The organism is Paraburkholderia sp. JHI2823 (assembly GCF_038900695.1).
GTDB lineage: Bacteria > Pseudomonadota > Gammaproteobacteria > Burkholderiales > Burkholderiaceae > Paraburkholderia > Paraburkholderia mimosarum.
Window position 1 is genome coordinate 83,607 of record NZ_JAYMRY010000026.1, and the last position, 21,050, is coordinate 104,656.

Genomic DNA, 21,050 nt, shown 5'->3' on the forward strand with positions numbered 1-21,050 from the left:
AAACGGAGCCAACCGAACATGACGCAGGTACTGCGAATGTGGCCCTTGCTGACCGCGATGCACCGTTACGACAAGTCGGTATCGACGCGCAATCGTGGCGTGGGCGTCGAGATCGAGGCACCTATCCTTGCGTACCTCATCGAGACGCGCAATGGGCGCATCCTCTATGACGTCGGGTGCGATTACAACAAGATCGCGAATCCCGAGTTGCGCGCGCGCTATTACGAGACTGACGACGCGCCGCTGCCGGTGCCGCAAATGTCGGAGGAGCAGCGCATTCCTGGCCATCTCGCGCGGCTGGGCTTGCAGCCTGCCGACGTGGATGTCGTGGTGGTCGGCCATCTGCATTTCGACCATGCGGGCGGGCTCTGCGATGTTTGCGGGTGCGATATCCACGTGCATGCGGATGAACTGGCGGCAGCGCGCGAGCAGGCTGACCACGGCTACTTTCAGGCCGATTTTGCCGGCGATTATCGCTGGCGTATCCAGCGCGAAGAGTATGACCTCGCCCCCGGCGTGCGCGCGATCAACACGCCCGGGCACACGGCCGGGCACATGTCGCTCTGGATCGAGCTGCCACAGGGGCGGCCGGTGATTCTGGCCGGTGATGCCGCTGACCTGACCGAGAACCTCGACGAAGAGATTGCACCCGGTTTGTGCTGGATGGAACGCGAAGACCTTGCGCTCGAAAGCATCCGCAAGCTCAAGACGCTGGCGCGCGAGACTGGCGCGGCGGTGTGGCCCAATCACGATATTGCTTTTTGGCACAGCGTAGCTGGAGCAAGCGCATGGCATTGCTGACGAATCAGGCGGAACTGGAGGGCGTCGACGCCGGTGCGTGGCTCGACCGGCCCGCCGAAGCCGAGCGCGTGCCACAGCCCTATCATGGCGTATGGCGGCGCACGCTGTTGCGCAACGCAGCGGGGCACGAGGACCGTACGACGCGCGTCTTCTGGCTGCAGACGGCGCGTGTGCATGTGGACCTGCGCGTGAGTGCGGACCGAACCGCTTTCGATGACGTGAGCAGCCTCGATGCCATGCCGCGAGACGGGCTGGTCGAACTGGCGCGACAGCAAGGCTTCGCCGGTTTCACCGAGGTTCAGGCAGGTACGCCCGAGGTTTGCACATGGCATCGGCAGATCGACTTCAGCCCGCCGGCGGGCACGCGCGATATCGGCACGATGCAATTCGAGTCGCCCGACATACTGCTCGAAAGCGGTGCGGACGCGCCTTATCACGAGCGCTGGGAACGCGAGCCGGCTTCCGTTGGCCCGACGTGGGCGGCGCGCCTCCCGCACGAGGCAGTGCTCGCTGCGGGCGCAGTGCACGGAGCGGCAGCGGAGTACGGGCCCGATGACAGGCCCATGAGCTTTCTGGCCCGCGCCGGGCGCTTCTTCATGTTTGCGCGCGGCCGGACTTCCCGCGCGACGGCGTGGCTTGCACCGCATCGCGGACGTACGCTGGCGCAGGTTGTCGGCGATCCGTCCGTTTCGCTCGAACAAGCCCGCGCGCTTCTCGATTTTGAAATATCGCTCGCGCACGTTGCGGCATCCGCTGGCGCGCTTCCCGTCATTGCCTTGTCGACGCACCCGTGGCGCGAGGGGGGCACCTTGCCCTTCCGGCTCGACGCCGATATCGAAATTGCCGAACCCTATCGGGTCAGTAACTCAAGGAGCAACCATGTCGACGACTGAACGCGCGAGCGCTGGCAACATGCTGGCCCCACGAGCCGAGACCAAAACCCGGTGTGCGCCGCTATGGGCCGTGCGCGGCGAAATCAGTAGCCGCGCCTATATCGGCTTCGCCTCGACTGGGCTGATCGTGCCGCTCCTCGCCTGGTGGGCGCTGTCGCTCTCCGGGCTCGTCGATCCGACCTTCATGCCGGGCCCGGGCGCCGTCTTGCACCGGCTCGCGAGCTGGTGGACCGACGACGGGCTCGCCGACGACATCTGCATCAGCGTCTACCGCGTGGTGGGCGGCTGGGCGCTTTCGGTAGTGTTCGCGCTGCCGCTCGGCCTGCTGATCGGCACGTTTCGCCCAGTGCAGGCGCTGCTCGAACCGCTCACCGACTTCATCCGCTACATGCCCGCGGTTGCGTTCATTCCGCTCGTGATGTTGTGGATCGGCATCGACGAAGGCTCGAAGATCGCGATCATCTTCATCGGCACGTTCTTCCAGATGGTGCTGATGATCGCCGAGAACGTGCGCGCGGTGCCCATCGCGCAGATCGAAGCCGCACTGACGATGGGTGCGACGCGCGAGGAAATGATCCGTCTCGTGATCTTCCCGTCGTCACGTCCGGCCATCCTGGACACGCTGCGCATCACCATGGGATGGGCCTGGACCTACCTCGTGGTCGCGGAACTCGTGGCGGCCAACTCGGGCCTCGGCTACGCGATTCTCAAGGCACAACGCTATTTGCAGACGGACCGCATTTTCGGTGGGATCCTGCTGATCGGCCTTATCGGCCTTCTGATCGATCAGGCATTCCGGCTCGTACACCGTCTTTGCTTTGGAAAATGGATGGCCAAACGATGATGAACGCTTCCCCGAAAATCTCCATCGAGCGGGTATCGAAGTACTTTGGCGGCGGCAGCGACCAGGTGCGCGCGCTTGCCAACATCGAACTGAACGTGAGGGAGAACGAGTTCGTCACGCTGGTGGGCGCGTCGGGCTGCGGCAAATCCACCTTGCTGCGCATCCTCAGCGGGCTCGAAACGATCGACGATGGCACGATACGCGTCGGTGGTCAGGCGATCGACGGCCCCGGCGTGGACCGCGCAATGGTGTTCCAGCACTACAGCCTGTACCCATGGCTGACGGTTCGCCAGAACATCCAGTTCTCGCGGCGGCTCAAGACCAACCGGCGCGATCTCACTTCGAGTGCGGTGGAAGTGGCGAGCGGGCGCGCGGACGCGCTGCTGAGCTTGATGGGGCTCACGCATGTCGCCGACGCGTATCCGAACCAGTTGTCGGGTGGCATGCAGCAGCGAGTGGCAATTGCCCGTGCATTGCAGGGAAAACCGTCGATCCTGCTGATGGACGAGCCGTTCGGCGCGCTCGACGCCCAGACCCGCGAAGTGATGCACGACCTGATCCTGCATGTTCACGCACTTGAGAAGACCACCATCGTGTTCGTCACGCACGACGTGGAAGAGGCCATCTATCTAGGCCATCGAGTCGTGCTGATGGCGCCGCGGCCGGGGCGCATCGACACGATCTACGACGTGCCGTTGCCCGCCGTGCGCAATCCGGAGATGAAGCTCGCGCCCGAATTCACCGCGCTCAAACGTGAGATACTGGCACGCATTCGCGAGACGTCGGGCATGAAGACCGATCTCGCTACGCTGGAGCAACTCACGCGCTCAGCGGTCTGAGCCCTTCGGCTAGCTCGCCGCACGCTCACGCGTGCGGCGCGAAGCGTGCCAGCGACGTCGGTCGCACCTGGTCCCCGATGCGTTCAATGGCTTTCACGTTGAGCATGTATTCGAGACCGGTCCAGATAGCGAGAGGGGGTGCCTTCGTTGCGCCGACCGGCAGCCGGCGCGCAAAGGATTGGAACTGTTAATCGATTGCAGCGTCGTCTCGAAGTGTTCGTCGACCAGCCGGCGCGCCTGGTCCTGCATGCTGCCCGCTGCCGCAGCGGCCTGTTCCACGAGCGCGGCGGTCTGTTGCGTCACTTCGTCCATTTGGCCAATCGCCTTATCAGTCCGGCGTCACCTTGGCGCTCGTCACCCACGTCATGCTTCCGAGCCTGTCCACTATCGTGCACAGTGCCGAAAACGGCATACAGTCAATCGAAATGGCGAAGTCGACCAAATCCTGAGTCTGTGCAGTCGATATCTTCACGCTCCTGATCTCCCCAGCGATCGGCAGGAGCACCTGCCAGAGCGCCGCAACGCGCATGTTGTTAATCTCGGCGCGGACGCTGAGTTCCCGCTGGCCGACTGCCAGCGTTTCCTGAAAGTGAGCTGTCATGCTATTTCTTATGCGAGATTGCCCAGAATGGGCGCGCGTTGTCCCATGGGTACCCCGGGCAACCTACCGCCCCGAGACAGTTGCCGAAATGCACCACCCGGTATAGGGGCCTGCGGGCCTGCGTGATTTTTGAGTCGTTTGAACTGCGCATTCCCCGCCCCTCTGGCGCGTTTGCCAGCCAGAGCCTCCGTGCGCAAGGCCGCGGGCACGTTCCACACATCGTCAGGAGCGTGCCGTTGCGTGCTGACCGGTGCGGGAGACGACGTTCTGGCCGTCGCCCGGATCAACCATATGCTCCTGCCCGAGATTGCAAAGTGTCTTCGCACGATCCTTTTCGCGCCAGTAGGCGGCCAAGCGCCATGGGCAAAGCAACGGCGAGTATCGATACCCCGATCGCAAGACCCATCCATGTTTCATCGATCTCAACCCCAAAATGAACAAACGTGACTGTGCCCGTACGCTGGGCGTACTGGAATGGCGCGACGCCGTACGGGCGTGCGCGACATTGGAAAGGCGACCTGGATGTCTGGCGTGACATCGAGGCCAGCGCCCGTTGTTATTGCATATGTTGACCGCCATTGATGGCGATGTTCGCGCCGGTCACGAAACCGGCCTCTTCGGAGCACAGATAGGCAACAAGGCCCGCCACTTCCTCGGGTTTGCCGAGGCGGCCCGCCGGTATCTGCGGCAGGATCTTCGTATCGAGGATCTCTTGCGGGATTGCAGTCACCATTTTCGTCGCCAGGTATCCGGGTGAAATCGTGTTGACAGTCACGCCCTTACGGGCAACTTCAAGCGCGAGTGACTTGGTGAAGCCGTGCATGCCTGCCTTGGCCGCTGCATAGTTGGTCTGCCCCACGGAGCCCTTCGAGCCATTCACCGATGAAATATTGATGATTCGTCCCCACCCCCGCTCGACCATGCCGTCGCATACTGGCTTTACCATGTTGAAGACGGAATTGAGGTTGGTGCTGATGACCGCGTCCCAGTTCACCTTGTCGAGTTTCCTGAGTGTCATGTCACGCGTGATCCCGGCATTGTTCACGAGAATATCGATCGGACCGACCTCGTGCTGGATTCTCGCGACGCAATGCTGGCAGGAATCGTAATCGGCAACGTCGACCGGATAGACCTGGAACACACGACCATCGGCCTTCATTCGAGTCAGCCAGTCATCGACTCCGGAGTTGTTTGGTGAGTGCGTAACCACCACCCGGTATCCCGCGGCATGGAGCCTGACGCTGATCGCCTCTCCGAGGCCACCCAATCCGCCAGTTACAATTGCAATTCGATTAGTCATCCTACATCTCCGTGCGAGTGAGCTACGTATCAAAATATTGTTGCTGCTCCCGGATGACAGGAGTCACATTCATCGCCACCATGCCGTCCCGCCCGGGCGCGACAGGCAGCGCAGAGCACAGCAGAGGCCTGCGTGGGCGCCAGAGGAAAGTTTGTTATCGATTGTGTGGCAGGACGTGCGCAATGCCTTGAATGAAACTGCTCTGACGCCCCCGGAGAAACCCTTGTTGAGAGGTGATCGCGCACTGGCGAACGGGCTTCACGACGCGACGCAAGGACCGGGAGAATGCCGATGCAGCCACGGGCGTGCCGACAGCGCCGGGCATTGGCACGCTCTCGCGTGGGGATGGGCTTGCTGCTTACCGGACGTGGCCGATAGCGTATCTGATTGACGGAATGCTGCGTCCGCCGGCTGGAGCCAGTCTGGCAGATGATCAGGATGCCGGAGCGGCGTGCGCGAGGGTCGAGCAGAAGCAGGAGATCGCGCGAATCTTTCTCAACGGTCTCTCTGGCGCGGGGGCACTGGCGCCGGACGATAGTGACTATGTCGCCAGACTCGTCGCCCGAAGAGTTTAGCGCATCAATGAATGCATTAGGATAAGAAAACTTATCTTTATGGTCGTGTTGTGCGTCGCATTTCTGGAGAAAACTTCAGAGGAAGGTGGCCGGGAAACAACGATGGCCTGGAAGCATTCGGGCATCTCTTCAGTATAGGCAACGACGTGTCGGTCGGAGTGACTTGTTTCTCCGGCGGCATGTTTGGACAGGAAACGCGGCTATCTCGCTAATAGGGGGTAGCGAGAGGGCCGCATGTAAGTTCGTGTCCGTGCCGATCGACGGATCGATTCGCACGTCGGGCCGTCGGGGTAAAATGCGTGCACTCATTGCCTTCACTCGCCTTCTGTGGAAATTTCCCATGATCAGGACATCACGGTCCGTCGCCGTTGCTCACGATCACAACAAGGCAGCCCTGTCGAAAGGGCAAAAAGCGTTCAACTCGGCAATCAGGCAGATCGAGAAACGACGCAAGCGGCTTCGCGCCTGGGAATCGGTTACGCCCGTCTTCCAGCAGCAGTACGTCAACGAACTTCTCCCGCTTGAACAGAAATCGTCTGCGCTGCAGATCCGGATGGTGCATTGCCTGGACCGTGCCTACGATCGATTGACCAAAGCCGAACGCCGAAAGGTTGCACTTGTGATCGTTGATCTGGCAGGAGACCTGATCGGCGAAGGCGATGACGAAGGAGAAGGTCTCAAAGCCATCTACGACAAATACAGCCCCACCAGCTACGACAGCGAGGTGGCCACTGAGGTCGGTGAAATGAAATTCATGTTCGAGACGGTCTTCGGTGTCGATCTGGGGGACGATCTCGACCTGAGTTCGCCGGAAGACCTGCTGGAACGTGCTGGAGCTCATTTCCAGCAAGCGCAGACGGAGTGGGATGCCCAGAATGCAGAACGGGATGCCCGGCGCGCAAAGCGGAAGAAATCATCCCGGCAACAGGCCGCCGAAGCGCGGGTACAGGAGCAGCAGTCGAAGATCAACCTGTCCATTCGCGAGGTCTACCGCAAACTCGCCAGCGAGCTGCATCCGGATCGCGAAACCGATCCGCAGGAGCGGGAGCGGAAAACCCAGCTGATGCAGCGCGTCAACGAGGCCTACCAGAAGAACAACCTGCTGCAGTTGCTGGAATTGCAACTGGAGCTCGAGCATATCGATCAGCACGCCCTGAACAGCATGAGCGAGGAGCGGCTGAAACATTACAACGTGGTCCTGAAGGAACAGATCCGTGAACTCGACCAGGAGATCCTTCATGTCGAGTCGGCCTTTCGTCACGCCAACGGAATCGATCCGTTCGAACCTGTTTCTCCGGATACGGTCCTGCGCAACCTCGCGGGCGATCTCAAGGCGCTTCAACTGAACATCCAAACCCTTGAGCAAGATCTCCTCGCATTGGAAGATCTCAAGAATCTGAAGCTCTGGCTGAAGCGCTGCAAGCTCGTGAGCGTTGCCCCAGACTTCGACTTTATGCCGGTTTGACATTGAAAATGTGTCCAACGGCAGGCGAGCCAGAAAGTGGGGCAAAAGATGTGGTGGCACAGGGCGTACTGCCGCTTTTCGGTGGCAGAATTATTTCGCGATGGCTGAACCCTCGCCCTGCAGGGCTTTGCGGCCCTCAACGAGTCAGGAGGTCGTGGAGTGACACATTTATTGTCGCAACGTTGCAGCCATCGCAGCTCCGGCGCTGGACCTCCAGCGGCCGCTCAGCCTACGGGCAACTCGAAAGCGGACATTTGAACTTGGCTAAAAGCGGACATTTCAACTTAGCCACTACAACACAAAAAAAACGAATCTTGGTACCTACGGCAGGGTGTTGCGTGGGTTTGGTTTTTCAGGTTTTGTTATATTTCAACGGGGAAGGCGGCCGAGTTATCCACAGGATATGGCCTTTTTAACGAGTTCCCCGTTGCGCATCCCCAACCGGAAGTTTGTTGCGTCGAGCATTACCAGACGACGCAACACGGTGCTCACCAAGAGCGATCTACGACGACCGTCGTGTTGCGCCCGATCTAGCTTGTTTGCGATCTGGGTCCCACGCCGAGTTGCCACAGCATGTCGATGTTTTTCAGGTACAGGGCAACATTCTCGGGCGGAGCGTGGATGATCGAATGCCCATCTTCACCAACGCCGGCCACGTGTGCGGAAGATGTTCCGTTTTGCGAAGTAAAGTTGGAAACACGCGCGCAGCGCGGCCAGTTCGGCGTCGTCGGGGAAACTGGCGGGTTTGGTCTCGCGTGTTTTCATGCACGCCAGTTTAGTCGAGTTTTGCCGATGGACCGATAAGAAAAGTTATCAGTTCCATTGGGATTCGCGCACTCGCACCGCACCCATGGCGGCCCCGGCTTCTACTACCCGCGGGTCGGCACCGCTTGCAAGCGGCAGCCGGCAGCAGACGATCCCTTCTCAACCAGTCGCAGCGTCGGCCTCCCGGTGAGCGCCCGTATGGTCACAAAGGTCATCGAATTGAGAGCCGGTCGATGTAGACCGCGATGGATCTGTCACCGTTGCGACATGAGAAGCGAATCTCCATCTATTTGTTGCGCGGGACACCCATAAAACTATCCCGTGACTTGACTGCCGCAGAAAACGCGGTCGATCCGCCCATTGCGTGATCAAGGGTGGCAACAGCACGATTTATCGACGCAGATTCTGCCCCGTACACTCTTGCTTCCCGCATGTAGAAATTTATTGCATCGAGGCCTTCGAGCCTGTGGGCTTGGTTCTCCGGTTGCCCAGGCCAACTGGCGCTCAACATCGAGGCAGGAGGCGACAGGTTGTCATCGACGATGGAAAGCACACATCCCGTACCAATATGGATAACTCTGCAAGCCAGGCGGTCGGCATGAAATTGTGGCAGCGTTGCAAGGAATTCCAGGAGTGGGGACATATAGCCTCTGGCGTTTCAGTGGGGCAGCCTGCTCCGCGTTCGAAGTGGGCAAAGGAATCTGTGGTGGCAATCGCCGCAACGATGCATAAGGCGCGGAATTCGATGCGGCCGTTGCGCCTGCTGGAAAAAGTGAACGGGCGGCGGGCCTTACGGCGGCAGACGGGCAAGATGGCGTGCTAGTGAGCCGTCAACACCATCAAAATATCTGCATACCATGCGCTGTTCAGTCCGAGCGTTTCGTCCATCTGCTCATCCCGGCCGCCCATGTCAATGCTCGAAGAATGAACGCCTAAAAGCAGCCACGGCAGTTCGTCAGGCGTTCTTCTGCCTTCCGATGGCGCTTTCAGGACGACCGGTGCGCCACTGGTGCCGCGGTGAGTTCTTGCATCGGTGACGAAGCAGCCCTTGCCCTGAAAGCGCAGGCCGAACGCCGAAGCCAGAACGCCTTGCCGAACGACAGGCAGGTGGTGCAGCGAATCGTGGAACCCGAGCGGGAAGCCGACGATCAGCAGCGATGCCCCAATCGGCATTGCATCACCTGGGCGCGGCAGATGACCGGGGCCGAAGGCCTGGAACTTTGCGCCGGCAGGCAACGCGCCCCTGTCGAGTTCGATTACCGCTACGTCGATCTCGCCGCCGTCATCCGTTCCCTGACGCCAGAGAGGATGTCCCGCGGTGTACAACGGAATGGACATCCACGTCGCGGCGGCCAGGTTCTGCGCGTCGACATGAAACTCGATCTCGAGCCGGTCGGGGAAATGTTCACCGGACACGTCGATCATGACGTGCCGACTGGTGACGAGAAAGAGACGTGTTCCCTGCTGGAAAAAGAAGCCACTGGCATTGGTCAACCGACGTTCCTGCGCAAACGTACATACACGCGTCACGGCGAGCAGCAGCGCATCCGCGCCGACCTGCGTGTGCGATTCCGGACGATCGCCAGGGTCTGGCACCAAGGCAACAGGCCCGCTGTCTGGTTGAGCCGGCCCACTCGCGGGCAGAATCGACCCGGCGACGAGTTCAAGCAGCGCTTCGTGCTCGGGGCCGTAGCTCTCCGACGACAGAAACGCGCCAACCGCCAACTCCGATACGGTGCCCCCCGAAGCCGCGTTCGACACATGGCGCACGATGGGAGCCTTCGGCTCGCGGCGGCACAAAAGCCATCTATCACCGTTAGAACTACGATGGAATTCGAGCGCATCGTCACTCTTTCCAGCGCTGTCTTTCATCCCGGTGAAGCGAGAATCCATGGTCACTCCTGACTCGATCGTGATCTCAAGGCGTGGTGGCGTCGCGAATCACGACTGAGACCGAATTGCGCAAGGACGTCCTGTTCGGAAGTCCGCGAGCGCGTTCCGGCGCATGGCCTGCTTGGCTGGGCCACTCAGGCGGGCACACCTATCGTGCGATCAAACCCGTGACCGTCAATCAACATTTCGGCATAGGCCACGCACGCGCGCCTCGCGTCGCCGGTATTTGCGAAAGGATGCTTGCCGGGCACACGGAAGAGGCGACTACGGGAGTTGTCAATCCCGGAATCGGGTTCGCTGATACGGATCGACGCATCGAATCCGTCCTCGTAATTGTGGCCAAATCCTGCCTGGGTCGCGCGATGGGGATATACGAGCAGGGAAATATCGAGACCTCGATAACGGCGAATGGTTGTCATCAGGTAACTCCATTTTGGCCGCAGCACGCAGCCGGTTCTTTGATCGTTGTGCGGCCTGGCCGAAGGCGATATCCGGAGCGCCTGACGAGCCGTACCAGCGAGGCGAAGCAACCCGACCGTGCAGTCGTCGGTGAGCGTTATCGAAAGGGGGCCACATGCAGTGGAGGAGGAATGATGCTGATAGCCGTCGCCAGGTCATCCGAAACAGGATTAACGACCATGCAGGCAGTGATCTGCTTTGCAGACCTCGTGAACCACCATACGCGCGCCGGCACCGTCGGTCAATTCAATTCTGGTAACCGTATCGGCGCCGCCCTGCGGTTCCCTTATCAAGGTATAGTGGGCCTTCCCCCTGGAGTGACCAACATGCCGACACAACCGCTTCTTCTCTACAGGGGGTACGAACTTCATCCCCTCGTCTTCGCTCGCACATTCAGTCGCTTTGACGGACATTCCCGCTACGCCGAAGGGTATGATATTGCAGTACGGATATGTCGCCCGGGCGCGATAGCGACCTCTGGGGCAAGCCGTGTTTTCAGGCCGAACCAGGCGAATGCATTCTCCGACTTCGGTATGGCGAGGCGTGCCGCCCGGCAGCACGGAAAGGACATCATCGACGGAAAGGTGAGCGGTTCTTCGGTCGTCGATATGTGAAAGCGCAGCTGGCGTGTGACATCAGCCGATTTGGCCTGGCGGCGAATTGCGTTTCCTGGATGCCGCCTTGACCGTAGCTGCTTCTACAATGCGGCCACTGGCGCTGTGCATCCTTAGGCGCATTTCCTTCGTTCGTGCAAACGCGGCGGATGCCCGTGGCGAACCGGGAACCTGACCGTACACACCCGTTCCAGACCGGTGTCACCTTCATGCAAAGTGATCGCATCGAAATTCCGTACTACCTCGTTTTACGCGCCGGCTGTCTGCCATACGTTCTGAACGCTGACCGCCACGTCGTGCGCCGGGAGGCAAGCCTTCTTCTGCGGGCGTTCGCAAGAGCGCAGGGTCTGCCGACCTCAATCGAGGACGACGCGTGGAACGCCTTTTCCGGCTCGGAAGCCATTTTGCTCATTGAGCGTGCGCAGATGCGGGCCTACGCACTGGTTCGCGGGACCGAAAGCGAACATCAACTCCGGTTGCTGGCCGCGCTCTGATTGCACCAACGTGCGCATTCGTTGTGGACGGCAAGCACATCCATTCGTGCGCACATTTGCTGATGATCTTTCAGCATGAAGAACCATCAACCCAATGGAGCGCCCGATGTCTCGGACGATCGGGTATCGCGAGTTCGGGATTCACGTCTAACCCAGCCAGTCTGCAGAAGATCTCCACCAGATAACAGATAACGTTTCTGACCAGGAGCGGCCACTACCTTCACTCTGTCGGCGAATGCGGTGGCCAATTTCCATCGACCTGTCACATAGCCGTCAGCGGCGTGCCGTCATGGCTGTATCACAAGCAAGCCCATCTCAGTACTTCCTTGCATACCCTTCGCGCCACAGGGCAGCACCCACGGACGTCAGCAACGCAGCGTCAGCTGCGTCCAGATCATCCCATGCACTGGCCAGCCATCTTGCAAAGCTCGCGCAGGCATGATCCAGATCGACCGCGGCGCGACCTTCGCGATTCAGTTGCTCGAAGACAGAGATCACATCATCTGGGGTCATCGTCGTTCTCTCCATGAGAGGTTCGGCAGCCTGCGTGCAATTCTTAAGGCCGCCCCCAATATCGATTCGCTTCAACTCTGCGGACCGTAGCAACGCGCCAACGCTCGCGATCGCCACCAAATCCTCACCGGCGGTCATTGTGTATGTCCTCGCGAGCACGAAAACCAGATTGAGATGCGCTTGTTCATGTCCGGCCCCCCTCCGATGTCGACCACGGAACACTGGCACTAGCTGATTTCTTGCAGACCACGAAATCTGATCGCATTCCTGATGGCACGCCTGCAATCCGAGAATGCTGAATAAAAAGCCGCGTCTGCGGTGTCAAAAGGGAAGTCCACCTGCCCCTTCATGGCGGGGCGTAGGGGCTCAGCCGCCGAGAATTCTTTGTATGTAGTGGGCTGGACAATGTAGTATTTCGGACCAGCCATAATTGTGGGGCGGATTTCGACGATTGCCTTCATTTGCGACCCGTGGAAGGTATCAAGGCGCGTTTCCATAAGGCCTCCCGCAGGCAGTCGGGAAGGCCGGCGCGCAGTCGAAAGCCCCCTCCCAAGCACATGATGTGCTCAATCCTGCCCGGCAGCAAGCGAACGCGCTACCATCGTTGAAGTTGCAGGCAAATTCCGGAATTGATTGGGACGGCAAACTCCGCCGCCTCCCTCAGGCCAACACGTCCGCAATCTAATCGCGTTTCAGATTGCATTCAGGCAGCACTTGAATGTGGTGCCAAAGCTGGGGCAGCACTGGCAGGCGGACCATCGTTGCCCACGCTTTCGCCAAGGTCCCAGACTCCGCTCCCAGATTGCGTATTGCGACGGTTCAACGTCCTACGTAATGCTGCGTGCCGCCCGAGGCGGACGTTCCTGTTTTGACCGTTACCTCCAACTCGCCAGCCACTGATTGCAGGGTGCCAAAACGCGTTCCGTTCCACCAATCCGGCCTGCGTTCGTCGCCGGGCAAGACGTCCCCGGCAACAGGCACCGCGTCTGTTGTCTTTGTTCGCCGCGCGGCTCGCGTTTCGCGCGCCTGGTACCCAGCAGTGTCACCTGTGACGTTTCATGCGCCAGCCTTGCGCCGCGCTCGGCAGCATCGGCGCTCTGTTTCACCGTGCCGTTGATCTGCTCCATCGAGGTGGCGGTCTCTTCCAGACTCGCGGCCTGTGATTCCGTGCGCGCCGAAAGATCGCTGTTGCCAGCGGCGATTTCACTGATGGCCAGACGCAACTGATTGAACTCGTTCCGTACGTCCTGCAAGACGGTCCGTAGATTGACCGACCTCTGCATCAAGGCTTGCTGCACTCGCCCGGCTGCTCCGCTTGCGCCCGTCGTCACCGAATGCAACAGGTCCCCTGCAGCAAGTCGCTAGGGGCCGTCCCCCTATGCGATCACTGAGTGCATTGGGTCGGGAAACAAATATGGAATCAGTCCACGGGACCGAGTAACACGTCGATTGCAGCTTGACCGGCGATTTCGGCTACCAGATAGGCCCATCGCTCAGTAAAAGGGCCATTGCGCAACGGGATGCGGCCTCCCCGCACGCCGAGCACTTCGAGGTTTGTGGCCCCTTTTATCTGAAAGGTCACGTCAAAGGTGTCCTCATCAGCAGCCGGAGTCAGTTCGACCTGAATCTCGAAGCCGCGGTACGCGATCGTTCGGTGCATGAAAGCCTCCCTTTCGTCATCGGAGCCTAACATGAGTCAGCATTGGACGGCTTACGCAACTATTGGGCTAGGTAGTCACGCATGCGCCACCATACGCTCGTCAAAATCTGCTTACCGGAACGATCAGGACCGCAACTACCAATATGGTCAATCAATGCGCCCCGATTGTCGGTGATCCAGGCGAATGTGCCGAACCTCCGCAAGTGGCCGGTTACTGCCTTAGCAATGAGCGTATGCTTTCCCCGCCTCACGAGGGAGCCATCGGCAGCGCGCGACCCGAAAGGGAATTTCACATTTCTCCTGTAGCTGCCACTCCCAACCGGCCAACTCTGTCAGCTTTCCGCGTAGCGACACTCCACATCAGTTGATTTTCACGCCGGGACCAAGCTAAGCGCGTATGCTGGGAATGCCAACTTGTCACGTAACGCACCAGGAGCAATACGATGGCCAAGAGTCAATTACGCAGCACTCGCGAAGCGAAAAAACCCAAGCAGCCCAAGAAGCCGTCAGTGCCGGCAAAGCCGTTCAGCACGGTTCATTCGCGGGCTGCGAACGAAGTTGTCGCCAAGAAAAGGACGTAAATCGCTGGGCCGCGGACACGTGGCCCAGCGAACACACGCAACTTGTAACGCAGAGCCTGAATCCGGCTGTAGCGAAGGTGCTCAAGCGCCTGCACTATCCGCTTGATGTAATCCTTCTGTGCGTGCGCTGGTACGTTGCGTATCCGTTAAGTCTGCGCCACCTCGAGCAGATGATGGCCGAGCGGGGAAATTCGGTTGACCATTCGACAGTGCATCGCTGGGCGCTCAAACTGTTGCCGGTGCTGGAGAAAGCGTTCCGGCGCTGCAAGCGGGCAGTCGGCAAGAGTTGGCGTTTGGACGAAACGTACATTCGGGTCAGGGGCGAATGGAAATATCTGTATCGCGCCGTGGACAAGACTGGCAACACGATCGATTTCCTGCTGCGAGCCCATCGTGACAAGGTTGCGGCCCGGCGCTACTTCGAAAAGGCGATCGCGCAGAACGGCGAGCCGGAGACCGTGACGATTGATAAGAGCGGATCAAATCTGGCGGCGCTACAGGCGCTCAATGTTGAACGTGAGACGCCGATCAGGATCCGCCAGAAGAAGTTCCTGAACAATGTCATCGAGCAGGATCACCGTGCCATCAAGCGTCGCACCCGGCCGATGCTGGGGTTCAAGAGTTTTCGATGTGCACGCATCATAGTCGGCGGCATCGAGTTCATGCACATGATCGTCAAAGGCCAGATGAAAGACGGCGGCATCGCGCTAACTCCCGCCCAGCAGTTCTACTCGTTGGCTGCATAAGTATTCCTCATCATCTCGGATTTTTTTGACTCGACTTCCTTATCGCGACAAAACCAGCACGCATGGTGCCAGCCTCTTCAGGTGTCTGCAGCCGCGTGAAAGTGGCGCTGCCATGGCTACATCGGGTGGTCGTGCTGTCGGCGCCACTTCCACGGCCTCTTCGGGGCGCGCGCACCGGCCGGTTACATCCAATACCTCGATGGCATCGGGGCCCAGCGCGAGGGCGCCGGAGCCGGCACATTGACGCGGTTTTCGGAGCAGCACAAACGCCTGGCCAGGAGCGAGTCGACGGCAGACTCAAGGGCCTTCAGGTCGACGGGCTTGGAGAAAAACACGTTCCACAGCGCTGGTGTATCTTTCGGCGGCAACTCGCCAGATGTCATCACCACCGGAATCGTCGCAAGTGTGGGATAGGACTTCAGCCTCTGGCAGAGCCCGAGGCCGTCCATTCCCGGCATGTGCCAGTCGGTGACAATCAAATCAGGCAGATGACGCCCCGCCAACGCCAGCGCCGGTTCACCGCCATCGGCGAGCAGCACCCGATGACCACTTCGCTCGAAAACAAGCTGAAGCATCAACAGTGATTCATCTTCATCGTCGACCAGCAGAATGAGAGCCATAGCGCAGCAACCCAGCAACCGCGACACATCGATTCTGCGCATGAAGCATGCCGCTTTGCACAATCGCCGGCTTGCGTCCTCGAAGACGCTTTGTTGTTCGTCGTATCGACGGCGTTGCGCTGGAAGCGGTACGCTATCGCCGGTGCATTTTGCGCTTTAGCGGGAGGGTAACGCCGCTGTCGCCAATGGCTGGAGCGGCTTGGGGACCTTGAATCCCGGATGGGTGCCACGACGTCCAGGGTTCAGGTCGTCGTCTTGGGCCCGGGGCACGGCCAACCCCTTTGCTCGCCAGGCGCGTCCCGCTCCGGGGACGGCGCGCCGCCGACTGGAGTTACTTCCTCCGCGGCATCGTGCAACGGTTCGGCCACCGCTTCCTTCCTCATGCCGCGAAGCCCGGTCCCAAACCATGTCACCTTCTTCTGCATATGGGCGATGTGCGCGTTCCAGCCGTCAGGGTTGCCGTCAAGGAGGTCGTGGTGAACGGTCGACGCCTGCTTGCCCTACGCCCTGCTTCAGTTCGAAGAGGACCGGGCAAGCTGCGCATGCCTTTATCGATGCGACCACGGCGACGAAGGCATGAGAGTCGCGCACTTTCCGGCATCGACACGGCGAGCGATGAACAGTTATTTTTTCGTGGCGGGTTGGACTTGTTCCACTGCTTGTCTGGTCGCCCTGTTTGGGGCGGATGCTGCGGCAATCACGTTAGTTTCGGCAATCTCCCGCGCCTGTTCGGCGGCCTTTTTGCTGGCGTCAATCGTCACACTCGTCGCCTCACCGGCGGCCGTCACAGCGGATTGCGACGCGCTCACAGCGGCCTCGCTTCCCGTCGGTGCATTGTTTGCGACCGTGTCGACAAACGGTTGCGCGTCTTGCTGTCGCTGCCTGAATTGCGCCTCAACCGTTGCGCACAAGGTGCTCCCCTTGGCCGTTCAGGAGGCGTTCAGTGTCGACGCGCGGAATGGAGGCGGCCTGGAAAACAAGGCGGAGGGCCAACCCTGACTGATGCAGTACCGATAGTAGCCGAAGTCGGGTGGGGACTGCGGCAGGTCGACGCCGCTCGCCCGCGGATGCATAGGCATCAAATATCGTAGCGCCGTAATCGGTGTCGGGTGCTGCATATGCGAGGGGGCCGACGGTGGCGGTGAGGGTGGTGCGGGCAGCGCCGGCCGGGGCGGCACCGCAGCGTACGTATTGCAGCTTCTCTCGAAAAAGAACTGCGCTGCGCCATCCAGTGTTCATCACGACGCTTGCGAAGCCCGGAACGGGCACGCCGAACGCGAGTGGCGCGACGGCCACAATGTCTGGCGCGTCCGGCGCGAACACGATGGTCACTGGCAGCAAGTCGAAAACTCAGATGCAGAAAAAGGGGCGAGGGACTCGCCGGCTTTAGGTGTCGAGCGACAACGGGTCGCACTGGCGGAACTCACCCCCCAGTAGGTTTTATTCATTTCAATACATCGGATGTCGCGTGCGCAGGCTGTTGCGCCTCACGGGCTCCAAGCCTGCTCGCATCGCCATGGCGCCTTTGCCGTCTTCGCGGTGGGCGCAATGCAGCCTGCAGTGGCGAGTATTCCCGCGCGTCTGGTGGCTCAAGCAATGCGCGTAAGCCACCAAAGCAGGTTACGGTGGCATACGCGCTGAGCGGCAGATATGGCATCCCGCGGACGGCTTACCGAATAGTTTTTTAATGCTCGCTCGGCCGGAACGTTGGGTCGCTTTCTACTGCCTCCCGGGTTGCGGACCAGTACGGCTTCCTGTTGTAGTAGCTGTACGTTGTCTCTCCCCACTTCGCATCTGCCATCGCCGGCCAGTGGTCCTTGTCGAAGCCCGGGTCGTCCTTGAGGCGCTGCGCCGCAATATCAACAAAAAAACACTTCTGGTCCGTATCGAGAGTGAGCGCGCTCCACGGGATGGCGTGCAGGTTGGAACCCATGCCAAGGAAGCCGCCCTCGGAGAGCACTGCGTAGGCGATGCGACCATTGCGCACATCGAGCATGATGTTTGAAATCTTCCCGACGTGTTCGCCGTCTGAAGACATCACCTTGGTCCCGTCGAGCGTCGCTGCAGCCATGACCTCCGGCCCCGGGCCTTCGCCAACACCACCGCCCACGATATTCGCTCCGCCTTGGGTGCCACCTCGCGGATTGATTGAGCCCATGATTCCCCTCCTTGAAAAATGGTGCTTCTGGAATGCGCAAAGGCCATTCCCGCGCGGCCATCATGTCGACACGCATGCTTGATTCAAAGGAGATTCCATCATGAAAGCGGACGAGCGGGTTCGTGAGGCCCAGCGAGAATCGAAGCTTGTCGATGCCAGTACAAAGCGCGTACCCGGAGTGGCGCGAACAGCGACGTCAACGGACCACGGAACGGCCCCAGGCAAGACGGCCAGTACCAGTAGCAGCGGGTTGCACGCGGCGTCAACACCGCTACAGGCTCACGTCGACGCGACACCGCCGCCTTTCGACTAGCGATTCGCTGCCGCAATGAATGAGCGACGGACGTGCCAAGGGCCAAGCGTTGCCAGAACACAGCGCAGCCGTTCTGATGGTCTAGCAGGCGCTGCGCGACGCCACGTGTTCCGACGGGCCTCGCGGGCTGCGCGCCACGCGTCAGTCAGGAGCTGGCGACTCTCGCGCCGTTCTGGCGCACCGTCAGCGTCACAGCGCTTCTGCCGTACCGCGTCCACAGGACGCGTGTCGCTCCAGGCGTTCTACTTCGCTAACCGGAGCGCTTTTCCTATACTGATTGTGTCGCAATCTGAATAGCGCGACAGGGCCGTATCTTCGGAGGACTGCATCATGAACAAGGACCAGGTCAAAGGCGTTGCTCAAAAGATGAAGGGCAAGGTCAACGAGGCAATGGGCAAGGTCACGGGCAGACCGTCCCGGGAACTGAAAGGCGATGTCGAGCAAGCCGCGGGGCAAGCCAGGAAAGATGTCGGTGATGCCAGGGAAGCGGCGAAGGACCGCACGACGCGTCACCACTAACCGCCTGCCCTTGGGGCTTGGGTGAACGCATAGACCAGCGTCGAAGGTTTCGTGTGGCGGCCGCGAAGTTGGTCGCGGGTCCATTTCACGAGACAGCTGTGCCGTTGACGATGCTGTCGCCAAGGCTTGGGCGCGCTGACGACCTTGAACCCGGCCCAGAAGGCCGCGACGGCAGCAGTTAGCGTGTCGTCTTTGGGTCGGGCCAAGGCCAACCCTTTCGCGCCCCGGGCGCGTTCCGCCCGGCGGACGGCGTGGCCCCAACCGGAATGACGTCCTCCGCGGTATCGTGCCCCCGTTCGTCCAGGACGTTCGGTTTCATCTCGGGGAGCCCCGTCCCGAACCACTTTTCCTTCTTCTGGATATGAGCGACGTAGGCGTTCCAGCCGTCAGGGTTGCCGTCAAAGAGTTCGAGTTGAACGGTTAACGCAAGAGCTTTGCGGTTGAGTTCGGTATTGAGCAGTTCCTTTGGCCAAAGGACGTTCGGGAGCGAAATGGCGATGTCAGGGCCGTCATCTCCGGTAAATCGCGTCCGGACCGCGGGTGCACTCATCACCGCACAGCTTGACGTCCGCGCGCGCCGGTCACCCGATTACGCTGCGGAAAACGAAGCCCTGCATGCGCTGGCCCAGGCACTGACCACATCCCATCTGGCGATGCTACAAAAGCTGGTCGACGCCGCCCTGACATTATGTGGGGCTGGCAGCGCTGGCATCACGTTGCGCGTACGAGGGGCCGGGCAGGAGTCGTCTTTCCGATGGATTGCCGTGGCTGGGCGCTGTGCGGCTGTGAAAGGGCACCTCGTGGCGACTGACGAAAGCCCCGCTGGTGTCGCTATCGCGTTGAATTCGCCGCAGCTCTTTGCTTTTCCGAAGCGGTACTTCGACTGCCTGGCGAGAATCGTTCCTGAAGTGACTGAAGAACTGGTCGTGCCTGTACCTGGGACGCCCGAGGCTCTCGGCGTGTTGTGGGTGATGTCCCATGACAGTCATCGTTTCGATAGCGAACATCGCCGCATCCTGACGAGCCTCGCGAACTTCACCTGCGCAGCGTTGACGATCGCACGATCGAAGGCAGATGCCGAAGCGCGGGCCGTTGAGGCGGAGACAGCGAGGAATGCGTTGTCCAAAGCCGAAAGTGCCAGGGACAAGTTCATCGCCGCGCTCGGTCACGAGCTGCGCGGGCCACTGGCTCCGATCGATAGCGCACTGCAGGCGGCAGAGAAGCTGGCGTCCGGCAGTCCGGCAGTGCTGTCCGCGCTGGCGCTCGCGAATCGACAGATGCAGCAATTGAAGCGAATCATCAGTGACCTGCTCGACGCCGAAAGATGCCGCCATGGGAAGCTCTCGGTGCGTCTCGCGAGCGCACTGCTTGGCGACATCGTGAAAGACGCAGTCGGTGAGGTGAACGAGGTGGCGTTGCACCACCGGCACCAGCTTCGCGTCATGCTGCCACCGTATCCTGTGACGGTTCTTGCGGACGCTGGGCGGCTGACTCAGGTCGTCTCAAACGTCCTGATGAACGCCGTCAAATATACGCCGCCAGGAGGCGAAGTCACCCTGGAGGCGAACGCGCCGGACCCTGGCACGATTCCCGAAGATGACGCAACCCCAAGGGACCTGGTCATCAGGATACGCGACAACGGCATTGGCATTTCGCGAGAGCTGCTGCCGCACGTCTTTGACATCTTCTTCCAGGCCGATTCGGCCAGGATGCGGGCCGAGGGGGGTCTTGGACTCGGTCTGTCAGTCGTGAAGTCTCTGGTTCACGCGCATCGGGGCGACGTATCCGTGTGGAGCGACGGCGAAGGCAAAGGAACCGAGGTTACCCTGCGGCTGCCGGTCGTCCATCGCAGCCCCTTCGCGCGCTTTGCTCCAACCCACCGGATACCTCCCGCCCGCATCCTGCTGGTTGACGACAACGCGGATGCAACCGAGGCGCTCGCGATGTTGCTGACACTCGATGGTCACAATGTTAGGCAGGCGCACGATGGTCCAGAAGCATTGGCAGTCGTGGAGTCTTTCACACCTGACATCGCGTTGATTGACGTTAACATGCCTGGAATGGATGGCTATCAACTAGCGGCTCGGCTCAGGCAGCTGGCGCGATGTGCGTCGACCCGACTCGTCGCATTGACTGGTCACCGCCCCGTGACCGGCGCTCATGGTGCGCCGGCCGGATTCGACTGTTATCTCCTGAAACCAGCGTCGCCCGATGACCTGGCTGAAGCGTTGAGGCAGTAGTTCGAGCCGCTCGCACTTGTTCCCGCCAGGGTCTTCGGACATTTGCTTTCTTCTCCCCGTTACCCCAAATCGTCCTGGCAAGGATAATTCATGGCAACCGCATAGCCAGCCGGTTCAAAAGCGGCATGACTCAGACAGTAGGTAACCAACTGACAGG

General features: G+C 60.4%; 22 protein-coding genes. 10 read left to right on the forward strand and 12 right to left on the reverse strand.

Going from position 1 to position 21,050, the window contains the following annotated elements; genetic code table 11:
• Nucleotides 1-18 precede the first annotated feature (18 nt).
• From VSR34_RS24940 to VSR34_RS24955, 4 genes are read left to right on the forward strand one after another with little or no spacing between them, the layout of a single operon-like run.
• Entirely contained in the window at nucleotides 19-801 is a 783-nt protein-coding gene (locus VSR34_RS24940; RefSeq protein WP_028215074.1) for an N-acyl homoserine lactonase family protein, read from the forward strand.
• Complete coding sequence (locus VSR34_RS24945; RefSeq protein WP_051391200.1) at nucleotides 789-1,694, forward strand: hypothetical protein; 906 nt, start codon at nucleotides 789-791, stop codon at nucleotides 1,692-1,694. The genes VSR34_RS24940 and VSR34_RS24945 overlap by 13 nt, the downstream gene beginning before the upstream one ends.
• Nucleotides 1,681-2,538 (forward strand): ABC transporter permease, encoded by an 858-nt coding sequence (locus tag VSR34_RS24950; RefSeq protein WP_342963828.1) that lies wholly within the window; start codon nucleotides 1,681-1,683, stop codon nucleotides 2,536-2,538. The genes VSR34_RS24945 and VSR34_RS24950 overlap by 14 nt, the downstream gene beginning before the upstream one ends.
• Complete coding sequence (locus tag VSR34_RS24955; protein WP_342963829.1) at nucleotides 2,535-3,377, forward strand: ABC transporter ATP-binding protein; 843 nt, start codon at nucleotides 2,535-2,537, stop codon at nucleotides 3,375-3,377. The genes VSR34_RS24950 and VSR34_RS24955 overlap by 4 nt, the downstream gene beginning before the upstream one ends.
• A 93-nt stretch (nucleotides 3,378-3,470) precedes the next feature.
• Here the strand turns inward: VSR34_RS24955 and VSR34_RS24960 are convergent, their stop codons facing one another.
• The 3 genes from VSR34_RS24960 to phbB all read right to left on the reverse strand — a co-directional run bounded on the left by VSR34_RS24960 (nucleotide 3,471) and on the right by phbB (nucleotide 5,278).
• A complete protein-coding gene (locus tag VSR34_RS24960) occupies nucleotides 3,471-3,689 on the reverse strand; it encodes a hypothetical protein (RefSeq protein WP_028233058.1) in 219 nt (72 codons plus the stop codon).
• A gap of 16 nt (nucleotides 3,690-3,705) precedes the next feature.
• Nucleotides 3,706-3,978, reverse strand: a complete 273-nt coding sequence (locus VSR34_RS24965; RefSeq protein ID WP_342963830.1) for a hypothetical protein — start codon at nucleotides 3,976-3,978, stop codon at nucleotides 3,706-3,708.
• Between the two features lie 556 nt (nucleotides 3,979-4,534).
• Nucleotides 4,535-5,278, reverse strand: coding sequence for an acetoacetyl-CoA reductase (phbB, locus tag VSR34_RS24970; protein WP_342963831.1), 744 nt, complete (start codon nucleotides 5,276-5,278; stop codon nucleotides 4,535-4,537).
• 915 nt (nucleotides 5,279-6,193) lie between these two features.
• On the opposite strand from phbB, the gene VSR34_RS24975 reads away from it, so the two are divergent.
• Nucleotides 6,194-7,318: a J domain-containing protein gene (locus VSR34_RS24975; RefSeq protein ID WP_342963832.1), complete on the forward strand. Its 1,125-nt coding sequence runs from the start codon at nucleotides 6,194-6,196 to the stop codon at nucleotides 7,316-7,318.
• 1,584 nt (nucleotides 7,319-8,902) lie between these two features.
• On the opposite strand, the gene VSR34_RS24980 is transcribed toward VSR34_RS24975, so the two are convergent.
• Both VSR34_RS24980 and VSR34_RS24985 read right to left on the reverse strand, forming a co-directional pair.
• A complete protein-coding gene (locus tag VSR34_RS24980) occupies nucleotides 8,903-9,976 on the reverse strand; it encodes a trypsin-like peptidase domain-containing protein (RefSeq protein WP_342963833.1) in 1,074 nt (357 codons plus the stop codon).
• Nucleotides 9,977-10,110: 134 nt separating this feature from the next.
• Nucleotides 10,111-10,395 (reverse strand): hypothetical protein, encoded by a 285-nt coding sequence (locus VSR34_RS24985; RefSeq protein WP_342963834.1) that lies wholly within the window; start codon nucleotides 10,393-10,395, stop codon nucleotides 10,111-10,113.
• Nucleotides 10,396-10,761: 366 nt separating this feature from the next.
• Between VSR34_RS24985 and VSR34_RS24990 the strand changes: the two genes are divergently transcribed.
• Nucleotides 10,762-11,049: a hypothetical protein gene (locus VSR34_RS24990; protein ID WP_342963853.1), complete on the forward strand. Its 288-nt coding sequence runs from the start codon at nucleotides 10,762-10,764 to the stop codon at nucleotides 11,047-11,049.
• A gap of 209 nt (nucleotides 11,050-11,258) precedes the next feature.
• The gene (locus VSR34_RS24995) at nucleotides 11,259-11,543 is read left to right on the forward strand and encodes a hypothetical protein (RefSeq protein ID WP_342963854.1); all 285 of its coding nucleotides are present in this window, start codon (nucleotides 11,259-11,261) and stop codon (nucleotides 11,541-11,543) included.
• A 315-nt stretch (nucleotides 11,544-11,858) separates the two neighbouring features.
• On the opposite strand, the gene VSR34_RS25000 is transcribed toward VSR34_RS24995, so the two are convergent.
• The 4 genes from VSR34_RS25000 to VSR34_RS25015 form a co-directional block, all read right to left on the reverse strand.
• Entirely contained in the window at nucleotides 11,859-12,056 is a 198-nt protein-coding gene (locus VSR34_RS25000; RefSeq protein ID WP_342963855.1) for a hypothetical protein, read from the reverse strand.
• A gap of 227 nt (nucleotides 12,057-12,283) precedes the next feature.
• The gene (locus VSR34_RS25005; RefSeq protein ID WP_342963835.1) at nucleotides 12,284-12,553 is read right to left on the reverse strand and encodes a hypothetical protein; all 270 of its coding nucleotides are present in this window, start codon (nucleotides 12,551-12,553) and stop codon (nucleotides 12,284-12,286) included.
• A gap of 378 nt (nucleotides 12,554-12,931) precedes the next feature.
• Entirely contained in the window at nucleotides 12,932-13,354 is a 423-nt protein-coding gene (locus tag VSR34_RS25010) for a hypothetical protein (protein ID WP_342963836.1), read from the reverse strand.
• A 122-nt stretch (nucleotides 13,355-13,476) separates the two neighbouring features.
• Nucleotides 13,477-13,716 (reverse strand): hypothetical protein, encoded by a 240-nt coding sequence (locus VSR34_RS25015; RefSeq protein WP_342963837.1) that lies wholly within the window; start codon nucleotides 13,714-13,716, stop codon nucleotides 13,477-13,479.
• Between the two features lie 637 nt (nucleotides 13,717-14,353).
• Between VSR34_RS25015 and VSR34_RS25020 the strand changes: the two genes are divergently transcribed.
• Entirely contained in the window at nucleotides 14,354-15,043 is a 690-nt protein-coding gene (locus tag VSR34_RS25020; protein WP_342963856.1) for an IS6 family transposase, read from the forward strand.
• A 182-nt stretch (nucleotides 15,044-15,225) separates the two neighbouring features.
• Here the strand turns inward: VSR34_RS25020 and VSR34_RS25025 are convergent, their stop codons facing one another.
• The 3 genes from VSR34_RS25025 to VSR34_RS25035 form a co-directional block, all read right to left on the reverse strand.
• Nucleotides 15,226-15,705, reverse strand: a complete 480-nt coding sequence (locus tag VSR34_RS25025) for a response regulator (RefSeq protein ID WP_342963838.1) — start codon at nucleotides 15,703-15,705, stop codon at nucleotides 15,226-15,228.
• A gap of 852 nt (nucleotides 15,706-16,557) precedes the next feature.
• Nucleotides 16,558-17,004: a hypothetical protein gene (locus tag VSR34_RS25030; RefSeq protein WP_342963839.1), complete on the reverse strand. Its 447-nt coding sequence runs from the start codon at nucleotides 17,002-17,004 to the stop codon at nucleotides 16,558-16,560.
• Nucleotides 17,005-17,347: 343 nt separating this feature from the next.
• Entirely contained in the window at nucleotides 17,348-17,821 is a 474-nt protein-coding gene (locus VSR34_RS25035; RefSeq protein ID WP_342963840.1) for a PRC-barrel domain-containing protein, read from the reverse strand.
• A gap of 643 nt (nucleotides 17,822-18,464) precedes the next feature.
• Here VSR34_RS25035 and VSR34_RS25040 point away from each other — a divergent pair.
• Entirely contained in the window at nucleotides 18,465-18,653 is a 189-nt protein-coding gene (locus VSR34_RS25040; protein WP_254319679.1) for a CsbD family protein, read from the forward strand.
• Between the two features lie 491 nt (nucleotides 18,654-19,144).
• A complete protein-coding gene (locus VSR34_RS25045) occupies nucleotides 19,145-20,893 on the forward strand; it encodes an ATP-binding protein (protein WP_342963841.1) in 1,749 nt (582 codons plus the stop codon).
• Nucleotides 20,894-21,050: the final 157 nt, after the last annotated feature.

Excerpts from the sequence above, each read along its gene's own strand:
- VSR34_RS24945 (WP_051391200.1), top strand. The coding sequence starts at position 789 with ATGGCATTGCTGACGAATCAGGCGGAACTGGAGGGCGTCGACGCCGGT.
- VSR34_RS24955 (WP_342963829.1), top strand. The coding sequence starts at position 2,535 with ATGATGAACGCTTCCCCGAAAATCTCCATCGAGCGGGTATCGAAGTAC.
- VSR34_RS25005 (WP_342963835.1), bottom strand. The coding sequence starts at position 12,553 with ATGGAAACGCGCCTTGATACCTTCCACGGGTCGCAAATGAAGGCAATC.
- VSR34_RS24950 (WP_342963828.1), top strand. The coding sequence starts at position 1,681 with ATGTCGACGACTGAACGCGCGAGCGCTGGCAACATGCTGGCCCCACGA.
- VSR34_RS24990 (WP_342963853.1), top strand. The coding sequence starts at position 10,762 with ATGCCGACACAACCGCTTCTTCTCTACAGGGGGTACGAACTTCATCCC.
- VSR34_RS25035 (WP_342963840.1), bottom strand. The coding sequence starts at position 17,821 with ATGGGCTCAATCAATCCGCGAGGTGGCACCCAAGGCGGAGCGAATATC.
- VSR34_RS25045 (WP_342963841.1), top strand. The coding sequence starts at position 19,145 with ATGGCGATGTCAGGGCCGTCATCTCCGGTAAATCGCGTCCGGACCGCG.
- VSR34_RS24960 (WP_028233058.1), bottom strand. The coding sequence starts at position 3,689 with ATGGACGAAGTGACGCAACAGACCGCCGCGCTCGTGGAACAGGCCGCT.
- VSR34_RS25025 (WP_342963838.1), bottom strand. The coding sequence starts at position 15,705 with ATGCGCAGAATCGATGTGTCGCGGTTGCTGGGTTGCTGCGCTATGGCT.
- VSR34_RS25040 (WP_254319679.1), top strand. The coding sequence starts at position 18,465 with ATGAACAAGGACCAGGTCAAAGGCGTTGCTCAAAAGATGAAGGGCAAG.
- VSR34_RS24985 (WP_342963834.1), bottom strand. The coding sequence starts at position 10,395 with ATGACAACCATTCGCCGTTATCGAGGTCTCGATATTTCCCTGCTCGTA.
- phbB (WP_342963831.1), bottom strand. The coding sequence starts at position 5,278 with ATGACTAATCGAATTGCAATTGTAACTGGCGGATTGGGTGGCCTCGGA.
- VSR34_RS24975 (WP_342963832.1), top strand. The coding sequence starts at position 6,194 with ATGATCAGGACATCACGGTCCGTCGCCGTTGCTCACGATCACAACAAG.
- VSR34_RS24940 (WP_028215074.1), top strand. The coding sequence starts at position 19 with ATGACGCAGGTACTGCGAATGTGGCCCTTGCTGACCGCGATGCACCGT.
- VSR34_RS24980 (WP_342963833.1), bottom strand. The coding sequence starts at position 9,976 with ATGGATTCTCGCTTCACCGGGATGAAAGACAGCGCTGGAAAGAGTGAC.
- VSR34_RS24965 (WP_342963830.1), bottom strand. The coding sequence starts at position 3,978 with ATGACAGCTCACTTTCAGGAAACGCTGGCAGTCGGCCAGCGGGAACTC.
- VSR34_RS25015 (WP_342963837.1), bottom strand. The coding sequence starts at position 13,716 with ATGCACCGAACGATCGCGTACCGCGGCTTCGAGATTCAGGTCGAACTG.
- VSR34_RS24995 (WP_342963854.1), top strand. The coding sequence starts at position 11,259 with ATGCAAAGTGATCGCATCGAAATTCCGTACTACCTCGTTTTACGCGCC.
- VSR34_RS25000 (WP_342963855.1), bottom strand. The coding sequence starts at position 12,056 with ATGACCCCAGATGATGTGATCTCTGTCTTCGAGCAACTGAATCGCGAA.